Below are 11377 nucleotides of genomic sequence, written 5' to 3'. Positions count from 1 at the left end.
ACATGGCTGAACCCATTACAAGCATAAAAAAACAACAAGTAACAGACGAACAGCTCAAGGAACAAAAATTAGATAATCTTAAACAACTGCTTTCTGAGCAGGAAGAAGCGGTCAATCAAGTATTGCTTATTATGGCTGAATTAAATCATATCGGTGCACTAGAAGCCGCAATGAAACTACTAGAAGCCAAAGAAGAAGTGGCCCATATTGCGCTTGGACAACTAACACGAAAGCCTGTAACCAATATGATTAATAATTTAATGGGGGTTGCAGGAGCTTTGACAGAGCTCAAGCCAGAAACAACAGCGAAGCTTATTGAAGGCTTAAATTCAGGGGTAGAAGAAGCTAACAAAGCACTTGAATCCGATGACAAAGTTAGCGCCTTTAAACTTGTCAAAATGTTAAATGATCCAGATGTCAATCGCGCACTCAATTTTGGTGTTCATTTCTTAAAGGGACTTGGCAAAGGGTTAAAAGAATAAGGTGGTTCTAATATGTTAGTACAAGAAGATGTTATCAACGCATTACAACAAGTTCAAGATCCTGAGCTTCATCAGAGTATCGTCACATTGAATATGGTACGCAATATTCACATAAGCGGCACCCATCTATCACTGGATATTATGTTAACCATACCAGGCTGTCCGTTAAAAGCGAAAATTCAGCAAGATGTGGAGGAGGCACTACAAGCAATTGGTGCCTCCAGTGTTGCCGTTACCTTTGGTGTTATGACTGAACAGGAACGTCGTGCACTATCGTCCCTGCTACAAGCGAAAAATAGTAACGAACAAGGGATGCCAAACATGTTGCAGCTTCATTCAGGTGTGCAGTTTATTGCTATCACAAGTGGTAAAGGTGGCGTTGGGAAGTCGACAGTGACCATTAATTTAGCGGTCGCTCTTGCTCGTCTTGGCAAACGTGTAGGCATACTAGATGCTGATATTTACGGCTTCAGCATTCCTGCAATGATGAACATTGAGCAAAAACCTATTATGCTTGACCAAACAGTAATACCAGTTGAAAGTCATGGGGTTAAATTAATGTCAATGGGCTTTTTCACCAATGGGAACCAGCCTATTATGTGGCGTGGACCAATGCTCAACAAATGGATTCGCAATTTCCTTGTCAACACCGTATGGGGAGAGTTGGATTTTCTGCTAATTGATTTACCACCAGGAACTGGGGATGTGGCGATTGATATGGCCGCGATGATTCCACAAGCACAAGAAATTATCGTAACGACACCGCATTTGGCCGCTTCTCACGTCGCATCCCGTGCAGGCTTAATGGCTCAACATACGAAACATTCCATTCTTGGTGTAGTTGAAAACATGGCTTATTTTGAAGGGGCAGATGGTCAAAAAAACTATCTATTCGGACAAGGTGGAGCCGAACATTTGGCAAAATTACTCCAAACTGAAGTGATTGCCCGTATTCCTTTCGCCCAGCCTGAAGAAAATACAGGTTCCTCCATATATGATGAAGAAACAGTGATTGGCGAAATCTTTACTCATCTAGCAGAAGATTTACTATATCAATAAAACAACAATCCCTTGATTTGCTTATTCACAAATCAAGGGATTTTCATTGCTACAAATAACCCGCTTTTTTTAACACTTGTATGAAATAAAAACGATACGTATTTTGGACAAATGTATCTAAAGGTAACCCTACATGCACCTGATACTTTGTAAAAATAAAATAAAAGCGTTTATCCCATTTTAAACGTAATAACGCTCCTGCCTCTTCACCATATTTCGCTGTAAATTCTCCAATCAAAGGCTCAATTATGTTGTAACAATAGCTTTTTAAATGTGCTAATGCTTCAATATCTTGATCCCTTTGAAAGCGTATAATCCAATCTACTAATTGCTCATTCATGTTGTCTAAATGCCATCCTTCAATATAGAGTTTCTTCCTATTTAAATAATACTCCATATTAACGCAATTGATAAGCGAATAATTTTCAGAATTGTTTGGGTGCCTGTCACTAAAACTAAATCGGGGTAGCAAATATTTGTTTTTCTTTTGGATCCCATAGAACAATGCCGATATCTTGGTTTTGATCGATAATACGAATCGACACAGGCACATAGTCAAATAAAATAGTATTTAGTTTTGTCCCTATAAACTGTAAAAGCCCAATCAGTTCGGTATCGTTTATTAAAGGGGCATGTACCTCTATTTTTATATCTGCTAGCTTGCCATTTTCATATCGCAACTTTCCAATTATTTTAGGATTTAAATGTTTGAAATTCTGTTGTATATCTTCCTTAAACTTTAATAATTGATTATATGTATCTTGATCTAAACTATATAAGGCATCAGAAGGAAACGTATAGTCTTTTTTATCAATGTCATTCCATTTATCTATTTTCTCCTTCCCCTCTGCAATATAAGTATCAGCTAAAAAAACACCTGGAATAATATCGTTTTTATTGGATTCTTGATACAACGTTAAATAAATTGGAACATTAGGTATTGTGGCATTTTTCCTTAGATCTTTTATGATGCTTTCAGCCACTTTTTTGCCATACTCAGCAACATCATTCACATCATCATCATTATTATCTACTTTCACTTGCCCTGTATAAATCAAGCCTTTATCGTCGGATACCCGAATATCATAAAATTCATTTAATGATATAGCTAAAGACATTCCTTCTATTTTCCCGCTTTTTTTGTTAATAAAATTTTGCTCTAACACATGTGATAAGATGAGCGGATTCTCTTTTTCATCCTCTAAAACATTGCCCGTACTATTTTCAATAGCTGGATTTAACCCTAAACCTTCTTCCGTTTTTCTAGCTAACCATTGATTTATAATATTTTTATCTAAATATTGTCCTTCTTGCATATAAAAACTCTTGGGAGAAAAATGGTCAACTGATAAATTCATGAGCCCTTTTTCGATTTCATTGATATTGATTGAATTGTTCATGTGACCAACAATTAGCCCTCTTGAAACGTTCGGTTTGGCAGGCTGTTGAATTTCATAAATTTCCTTCTTTTGAATTGAAGAAATATACATTTTTTCTTCTTTCGTATTTACATCGTCATTATCACTACAAGCAGCTAAAAAAAACAAAGGGGATAACCAAATTAGCGCACTCTTTTTTATATCCATTTCTTTTTGCTCCTTAATCATTGTCATTTCAAGCAATTCTCTACAAATAATTCCACACCTAATATTACCATAAATTGTACAAAGATAGGTTAACGCCATAAATAACCTTTACCTGATTAACTGCCCTCTTATTCTATTTTTACACCATACAAAAAACCCTGTAATAAAACAGGGCTTTTAATGAATTCATAATCAAACATGTCTTGTTTTTTGGATTAACGACAACAATACTACCCCTACTACACAAATACAACCTATAAATAACAACAAAAACCCTATTGGTATTAAAAAGAACGGTTCCTCTAATGTACCATCAGGTGCAACACTACTCCCCTTTATCATAAAGATTAAAAAGCTGATGACTCCTAAAACAATTGGTGTTGAAGCTAACACATATTTCTTCATTTCTTTGTCCCTCCATTTAAATAATTTTGGATTCAGTGTTTTCATTTAGTACCAAATCCCTTGCTATCCTGTTGCTATCATAAACGAATCATTTAACCTAAGTCAATTATTTTTTATCGTAAATCGATAAATTTTTATTCTTTAATACGTTCTTTTATTTTTGACTTTTAAAATCTAATATTATAAAATAACCAAAAATCTTATATAAATATGGAAGGGTGTTTTTATGAACTATGAGGATTTAATGCAGCGAGAAGGTTATTTATTTTTAGATAAGATAACAGAGCCTGGAACAAACGCTTTAAGGATTTCGATTAATAGAGCTTCTATCAGTTCAAAAAGCGAGGATGTCAACATTCATGAATTTCAATTACATGATGCCTATCCTATTGAAATTGATAAGACACTACCACAAATCCATATCGAATTCGATTCGTATGTAGCGTACACTGTTTTTGATGAGTCATTCCACTTTGTCAATAACGAAGATGAATTTCGAGGTCATGCCATACGCATATTTACAAAATCCGCCTATTTAGATTTTGTATGTAAAACAACGATTGCACAGGAAATATATTCTTATAAAGAATTAATCCACTATCAGATTGTTTGTCTAGACCATATAGTAGATATTGTTTCCTTCGAACAACCTAGCATTTGGACAAGCGAAAAATAGATTTCAAAACAGACAATCATCATACGTCTGTTTTTTTATTTTCTATTCATTTCATTGATTTTAGAGAATTTATGAAACAGCAATTCTATTATTTGGTATAAACACGCTATCATTTGCATATTCTATTAAATAGAAAACTAAAGGAGGACACTGTAGTGAGTAATGCCGAAAATGATAATCTCTTAGAAAATAAAACGATTACATCTCTTTCTACATCTCTCCTAGAAAATATTAAGACCATTAAAAACTCACTAGGTAATAGCAATGATATTATTATCCGTGAATTTTTAGTTGGCAAACCGGTGGAGATACCAATCGCTATTATTTATACGGATGGTCTGGCAGATAATACCTCGATTAATGACTTTGTTTTAGAGTCTATTATTTCTAATTTTGAAGTGACATCTGAAACTACTTTGCAAGAAATTGCGATTCGATTAAAAGCTTATTGCATAACCGTTGGCAGTATAAAAGATATTGCAGACTTTTCATCATTGTTAAATGCTATTTTAAGTGGTGAAACTATTTTATTAATAGATGGGCTTGCTATCGGTATTTCAACAAGTACTAAACGAGTCAAAGATAGGGCGATAACAGAGCCCGTTACAGAAGCTGTTATTAGGGGGCCTAGAGAATCATTCACCGAAACTTTACGAACGAATACAGCTTTAATTCGACGGAAAATAAAAAGCCCTAATCTATGGATAAAATCAAGAGTGATAGGTGAGGTTACACAAACAGAAATCGCCGTTATGTATATAAACGGCATAGCCAATGAAAAAATAGTGAAGGAAGTACTGCATCGATTAGATCAGATTGATATTGATGGTATTTTAGAGAGTGGTTACATTGAACAATTAATTCAGGATACAAAGTTTACTTTATTTCCTACTATCTACAATTCCGAAAGACCGGATGTTATAGCTGGAGAATTACTAGAAGGAAAGATTGCGATTCTAGTGGATGGTACACCTTTTGTTTTAATTGTACCTGCTTTATTCACTTCCTTTTTGCAATCAGCAGAAGATTATTATCAGAGCGCATTTGTTAGTTCGTTCATCCGTCTTATTCGATTTATAGGGATTAGTTTGGCATTAGTTGCGCCATCACTTTATATTTCTTTAACGACCTTTCATCAAGAAATGCTACCAACATCGCTACTAATTAGTATTTATGCGCAGCGAGAAGGCGTTCCATTCCCTGCTTTTGTTGAAGCTTTAATAATGGAAATCGCCTTTGAAGTTTTAAGAGAAGCTGGTTTGAGGATGCCGAGAATGATTGGATCAACCATTTCGATAGTCGGCACACTTATTATTGGACAAGCAGCCGTTGAGGCCGGCATTGTGTCCGCAGCAATGGTCATTATTGTTGCTTTAACAGCTATTTGTAGTTTTCTGTTCCCGGCATATGGTCTTTCCAATTCAATTCGTATTTTACGCTTCCCATTAATGGGCTTGGCAGCGATGTTCGGGCTGTTTGGCATATTTATTGGAATTATGCTATTAATTATTCATTTATGTAGCTTACGTTCTTTTGGCGTTCCATATATGAGCCCATTTGCCCCTTTAATACCGAAGGATCAAAAAGATGCTTTAATTGTTTTACCGCGTGGTTCTTTACTAACACGTCCGCGACTCATTAGTCAAATTAATAATGTAAGAGGACGAAAAAATCGCTAATCACTATTTGGTTAAATGAGGGTACCTAATGAAGAAGACCATACTAATGATTTCATTAATCTTGCTAATTTCAATTCTTAGTGGTTGTTGGAGTAAACGTGAATTAAATGACTTGGCACTTGTTGCTGCTCTAGGTATAGACTTTATTGATGATGAATATGCCATTTCTGTACAAGTAATTGATCCTAGTCAAATCTCTTCCAAGCAGACGGCATCTAGACAAGCAACAGTCGTTACTTATCACGCGAAAGGAAAAACTGTCTTTGAAGCCATTCGAAAAATATTAGCCTTGTCTCCAAGAAAATTATATTTTGCGCATGTACAATTAGTTGTACTTGGAGAGGACTTAGCTGTAGACGGTATACGAGATTCTATTGATTTTCTAGCAAGAGATCAGGAGATACGAAACGATTTTACGATTATCGTTTCGCAGCAAGCAACAGCCAAAGATATTTTAAATGTCTTAACCCCAATAGAAAAAATACCAGCAAAAAAAATGTTAAATTCGCTTACCGTTACCCAAGATGCATGGGGCTCTACTTTAGAAGTCGATGTTGAAGACTTAGTAACAAAATTAGGAGTAGGAAATCAATATTTTGTTCTATCCGCTATTGAAATTCAAGGGGATAAAAGTTTAGGCATTGACCAAACAAACGTAGAAAGAATTGAAACCCCTGTGAAACTTAAGTTTACTGGCCTTGCCATTTTTAAAGAAGATAAATTAATCGGTTATCTCGATGAGTACGACAGTAAAAGTTTTAATTACTTAAACGATAATATAAAATCAACTATTGAAATTATTGCCTGCCCTTCTGATGGTGTGTTAACAACTGAAATTACGCAATCCAAAACAACAACAAAGGGAGCAATGAAGAACGGTTCACCTACTATCAACGTTAGTATCGACATTGTCCAAAATGTTGCAGAAGTTAAATGTGACATCAATTTAACAGAATTGACCACGATTGATTGGATTAATCGTCAAACCGAGTTATCTATCAAAAAGAATATTGATGAATCGCTGCATGTTCTCCAAGAAAAATATAACGCAGATGTTCTCGGTTTTGGAGAAGCAATTCATCGTGCTGACCCTAAAGAATGGAAAAAAATTAAAAAAGATTGGCATACCATTTATCCTAATATTGAAGTAAATGTCAAGGTAAACGTCAATACGCAAGGTTCAGGAACGATGCAAAATTCAAAATTAAAGGAGTAAAAAACACTATGTTCATTGCTCTAGGCATATTAGTGATTTCACTTGCTATTGTTTTGGTCGAACGTCCTAAATTAAAAAAGGAAGGAAAAAAGCTAATTTGGACATTTTCCATTTTTTTAGTCATAGGGACATCCTTAAACATTGCTATCAGTTTGCAAACTTTTATTCCTAGCCCACTGGACGCAATTATGTATATTTTTCATCCAATTAGTGACTTTCTAAAAGAAGCATTACTAAATAAAAAATAACAAATAAGAGGCTATTATGAAAAAACAATTGATAAGCTCCCGTCAATTCACAATCATTGTTATCCTTTATACAGCTGGAACAGGAGTACTAATAATACCTGCAAGTATTGCCTTAGAAGTACAGCAAGATGCTTGGATTGTAGCAATCATCGGCACTCTATTAAGTTTATTATTAATAAAGCTATTTAATATGTTATCAAATAAAATGGCGGATCTTTCTCTTGTAGAAGTAACGGAAAAGTTTCTAGGAAAATTTATCGGGAAAGTTGTTTCTATCGGATTTGTACTGTTAACTCTTTTTTCATCCGGTGAGTTACTATATTTCATTGGTAATTTCCTACAAACAGAGGTGATGCCTGAAACACCTCCAGTCGTATTTGCTATACTTTTTTGCTGTATTATTTTATTTGCTGCATATCAAGGGATTGAAGTATTTGCACGTACTTTAGAGATTCTATTTCCTGCCTTTTTATTGGTATTTATGATTTTCTTGTTCTTTGTTTCACCCCAAATAGAAATAAAACATGTCCAACCAGTTTTTGAAGTGTCCTTTCAACCATTTATCTATAGCATTATACATTTTATGGGGCTATTTTCTTTTCCATTAATCGTACTATTAATGATTTTTCCTTCAGTAATCAACAACCTACAATCAGGTAAAAAAGGATTTTATATAGGCACATTAATGGGAGGATTTATTATTACTTCCTTTATAGCCTTATCAATACTCGTATTAGGCGTTACCAATACCACTATCAGAACATTTCCTAGTTATACATTGGCACAAAAAATTTCTGTAGGGAAATTTTTGCAGCGCATTGAAATTATTATGGCATTTATGTGGATGGTCACAATATTTGTACGAGCGTTTATGTATTATTATGCTTCTTTAATTGGCATTAGCCAAATACTGAAACTAAAGGATCATCGACCATTAATTTTGCCACTTGGCATGATCTCAATAGCACTCTCTCAAATTGTTCATGCAAATATTATTCATTCCGATAAATACAACCAACAAACATGGCCACTTGCTATCGCTGTTTTTTCTATTTTTCTACCCATCATCTTGCTATTGATAGCGATGTTCAAAAGGTCAAAAAATAAGAAAAAAATTGACCCAGCTATGAACAATGGTGAAACGCCTCCTAATGCATCATCATAAGGCTCAATTTAACCTAAAAGAAACGCAAAAAAAATCGGTAGCCAAGGATTTTTCCACTGGCAACCGTTTTTTTATATTCAGTATCTATTAATATCTTGCCGCTTCAGAAGAAGGATTTAAAATATCGTGTACTTGTTCTTCAGTTACATCATAATTGTAGTATTTAGTGTAGTATTGTTGAATTTCTTCAGTCATATTATAATTGAAAATTTCTGGATGATTGTGCTGTGCCATCCATTTTAACATAAGAGGTGCATCTCCATTTGGTGGATACCAGCGATAAATACCTAGTGGCACTTTATACACTTGTTTATTTTTCACTGCTTTTAACTGATTCCAATCTTGGCCTTGTAAAAGCCCTCCTATATGATACTTGCGTGTCAAAAGCAATTGACATACTATCATACGGATGGACTGTTTAATTATAGCTTGTTCTAGACTACGTCCTCGAAGTTTATTCGACGCTTCGAGTGAAAATGAGCACTCAATTACTTTTTATCACATAAACAGTTTTAGGATACGATTAGCTTTTGTTATTGTGCTGGAATAAAGGATTCGACTATGGCTGCTAAAGCTTGAATCGTGTAGTAGCTATCACTTGTAATCACATGACAACCATGGCAATACGGATTGGAAACAATCGCTAAACAGAATCATAAGTGTAATTGTTCCTGCAACGCATAGTGCATAGAATATACTATTATATAATCAAGTGTATCATATCCATTGTTAATTCTACTATATATCTCATTTGAAATTAATCAGCCTCATACATTGAATCGAAAATAAATTCCTCGATGTTCCATTTAATTGTAAAACCCCACACCCTTTACTAATTATCATTATCTTTTCCCCCTATGTATTAACATTAGAGAAAACTATGAAAGGATTATTATTCTCAAAACTTGTGTTCATCCACTACTATTAAATGTTGGAGGACTCCGGATCTATCTAGATAAGAAAGCTTGAATGCACTCTCAGAAAGTTTTTAATAAGAATCGTTACTTTCTTTCATTTCATCGATTTTTATAATCAGACTTTGGAATTACAAATTTTGGTTATTGCTATCGTTCAAGCAAATTTTAACTCTGTTTGGGACATTCTATAAATTCTTTATAATCATTCAAAGCTTCAAAAATTGCTATATATTCGCTACTATTTATACTTCCACACTCATAATATGATTCAATTGTTCGTTCCAAAAAGTCCAGTTCGTTTATACCTTTTACGATAAAAACCCTCTTTTCAAACTGAGGAGCAACCAAATATTTAACAACTTGATAAAAATCAGTATTAACATCTTTTTCAACGCTGTAAAAAATCTTCTCTTTTGGTAATGCTAAATAGTTAGCAATAGATAAAGTTATTAGTACAACACTTACTATTACTTGAATTAAATGTACTAGTAATAGAATAAATTTACTTACACCTACTAACCCGATATCCCCTGGGTACGAAAAATTAAAAAAACTAATTGAAAAAGATTTCATTATAGATAAAGTAAAATATGTATAGTTGAAAAAATTATATTTAATCCGTTAAGTAATCCATCACTAGCATCACCATTTTCTAAATAATCACCTATATAAAAATAATGGATAAAATTTAGTAATGCAGCAAGTATTGATAATTCTGCTAAACTAAATAGGGCCAATATTATACGATTGCTTCCATCTAAAAATGTAGTCTTAGTAACTTTTTTAAATTCTATTATATCATTATAGAAGGAATAAATAATTTCTACAGATCTTGAAATAAATCTTATTAACACAATTCCAAAACATACAATCAAAAATACTTCACTATATTCATTGAATTGAATGTCATCTTTTAAAAATCTAATTCCCCCATAACAAAAAATAATAATCGTTACAAAAATAGAAATGGAGAAATAAAAATTAAATTGATTTCTTTCCAATACAATGTAGGTCAGTTGTTCTTTTAAATTAAATATAGTTCTTTCATTTGAGTTTTTAAATTTTTCTTTAACAGTTTTTTTTATATAATCTGCATATGAATAATCAAAAAGTATTATTAGCCTCATACCCCAAAAAGCTAATATAAACATCACTGAAAAAAATAAAACAAAAGGTAATTTTTTTAATACAAAATCAAGATATTCATATTTTGGTAAATAGTATAACTCCGGTAAGTAATAACATATAGCTATTATTACAAAAATCATATTCCGATAAAAAGTTTTTAAAAGAACAAATATTAAAATTAAACCTAGTATTAGTGTAATAATTATTTCAAAATCTTTTTCTGAGGTAATATTAAACTGAATGTAAATTAAGATAAATATTGCAGTCATCAATCCTTTATATCCAAAAAATTTCTTAATATATACGAAAATATCACTTAAAATAGTATTTTTCACATGAAATCTTAACAATAACTCAGCTAATTTTGGTAAAGCTATATATAAGTAAATAATAATTAATATTAATGGTATAAAAATAGATAAACTTATTAATTCAGAAAACTCTGCCGTACTTTTTATTGTAGGATTTTCTTTGACGATAAAACCTACAGTATCAACTAATTCAGTTAATAACTTTTTGCTAGATGAATTTGTCATTATAATTATAGCTAGAAAAATAGCAATTAAATTTACTAAAATATATAACAATATTTTTATCTTTGAAAGTGTATACTTTTCATATATCAACCTATTATCTTTAAATTTTATTGATTTCACCTTATCTCCTCAATTCCAAATTATTAAATGAAGGGTTCATATTCCACAACTACATATATGAAAATTAATGTAGCAACTAACTCAATCTAATATTCTCTGCAAACCTGATATCTATGATTAGTTATATGTTACCAAAAAACGCTTTAAAATAAACAGCATT

At 32.7% G+C, this 11377-nt stretch carries 12 protein-coding genes and 1 pseudogene; 7 read left to right on the top strand and 6 right to left on the bottom strand.

Going from position 1 to position 11377, the window contains the following annotated elements:
* Nucleotides 1-2: 2 nt before the first annotated feature.
* Both I5435_RS07145 and I5435_RS07140 read left to right on the top strand, forming a co-directional pair.
* Nucleotides 3-482 carry a helical membrane plugin domain-containing protein gene (locus tag I5435_RS07145; protein ID WP_024362402.1) on the top strand — a complete coding sequence of 160 codons (480 nt, stop codon included), beginning with the start codon at nt 3-5 and terminating at the stop codon, nt 480-482.
* A 12-nt stretch (nt 483-494) separates the two neighbouring features.
* Complete coding sequence (locus tag I5435_RS07140; protein ID WP_337983505.1) at nt 495-1541, top strand: Mrp/NBP35 family ATP-binding protein; 1047 nt, start codon at nt 495-497, stop codon at nt 1539-1541.
* A gap of 49 nt (nt 1542-1590) precedes the next feature.
* On the opposite strand, the gene I5435_RS07135 is transcribed toward I5435_RS07140, so the two are convergent.
* From I5435_RS07135 to I5435_RS07125, 3 genes are all read right to left on the bottom strand, one after another.
* Entirely contained in the window at nt 1591-1881 is a 291-nt protein-coding gene (locus tag I5435_RS07135; RefSeq protein ID WP_024362404.1) for a hypothetical protein, read from the bottom strand.
* A gap of 115 nt (nt 1882-1996) precedes the next feature.
* Nucleotides 1997-3127, bottom strand: a complete 1131-nt coding sequence (locus I5435_RS07130; protein WP_337983504.1) for a CamS family sex pheromone protein — start codon at nt 3125-3127, stop codon at nt 1997-1999.
* A gap of 192 nt (nt 3128-3319) precedes the next feature.
* A complete protein-coding gene (locus I5435_RS07125; protein ID WP_024362406.1) occupies nt 3320-3532 on the bottom strand; it encodes a DUF3955 domain-containing protein in 213 nt (70 codons plus the stop codon).
* 226 nt (nt 3533-3758) lie between these two features.
* Here I5435_RS07125 and I5435_RS07120 point away from each other — a divergent pair, with 226 nt between their 5' ends.
* The 5 genes from I5435_RS07120 (at nt 3759) to I5435_RS07100 (ending at nt 8516) form a co-directional block, all read left to right on the top strand.
* Entirely contained in the window at nt 3759-4208 is a 450-nt protein-coding gene (locus I5435_RS07120) for a hypothetical protein (RefSeq protein WP_025218997.1), read from the top strand.
* A gap of 155 nt (nt 4209-4363) precedes the next feature.
* Nucleotides 4364-5887: a spore germination protein gene (locus tag I5435_RS07115; protein ID WP_337983503.1), complete on the top strand. Its 1524-nt coding sequence runs from the start codon at nt 4364-4366 to the stop codon at nt 5885-5887.
* 28 nt (nt 5888-5915) lie between these two features.
* Nucleotides 5916-7103, top strand: a complete 1188-nt coding sequence (locus tag I5435_RS07110) for a Ger(x)C family spore germination protein (RefSeq protein WP_337983502.1) — start codon at nt 5916-5918, stop codon at nt 7101-7103.
* An 8-nt stretch (nt 7104-7111) separates the two neighbouring features.
* Nucleotides 7112-7351, top strand: a complete 240-nt coding sequence (locus tag I5435_RS07105) for a hypothetical protein (protein WP_024362410.1) — start codon at nt 7112-7114, stop codon at nt 7349-7351.
* 16 nt (nt 7352-7367) lie between these two features.
* Nucleotides 7368-8516 carry a GerAB/ArcD/ProY family transporter gene (locus I5435_RS07100; RefSeq protein ID WP_337983501.1) on the top strand — a complete coding sequence of 383 codons (1149 nt, stop codon included), beginning with the start codon at nt 7368-7370 and terminating at the stop codon, nt 8514-8516.
* A gap of 87 nt (nt 8517-8603) precedes the next feature.
* Here the strand turns inward: I5435_RS07100 and I5435_RS07095 are convergent.
* From I5435_RS07095 to I5435_RS07085, 3 genes and pseudogenes are all read right to left on the bottom strand, one after another.
* A pseudogene (locus I5435_RS07095) lies at nt 8604-8870 on the bottom strand (ABC transporter substrate-binding protein); the annotation flags it as partial.
* 728 nt (nt 8871-9598) lie between these two features.
* Nucleotides 9599-10006, bottom strand: coding sequence for a hypothetical protein (locus I5435_RS07090; RefSeq protein WP_337983500.1), 408 nt, complete (start codon nt 10004-10006; stop codon nt 9599-9601).
* A complete protein-coding gene (locus I5435_RS07085) occupies nt 10006-11217 on the bottom strand; it encodes a hypothetical protein (RefSeq protein WP_337983499.1) in 1212 nt (403 codons plus the stop codon). The genes I5435_RS07090 and I5435_RS07085 overlap by 1 nt, the downstream gene beginning before the upstream one ends.
* Nucleotides 11218-11377: the final 160 nt, after the last annotated feature.

It is taken from the genome of Lysinibacillus sp. C5.1 (genome assembly GCF_016350185.1).
GTDB lineage: Bacteria > Bacillota > Bacilli > Bacillales_A > Planococcaceae > Lysinibacillus > Lysinibacillus sphaericus.
Note: the sequence above shows the minus strand (reverse complement) of the source record. Positions and strands in the feature narration are given on the sequence as shown.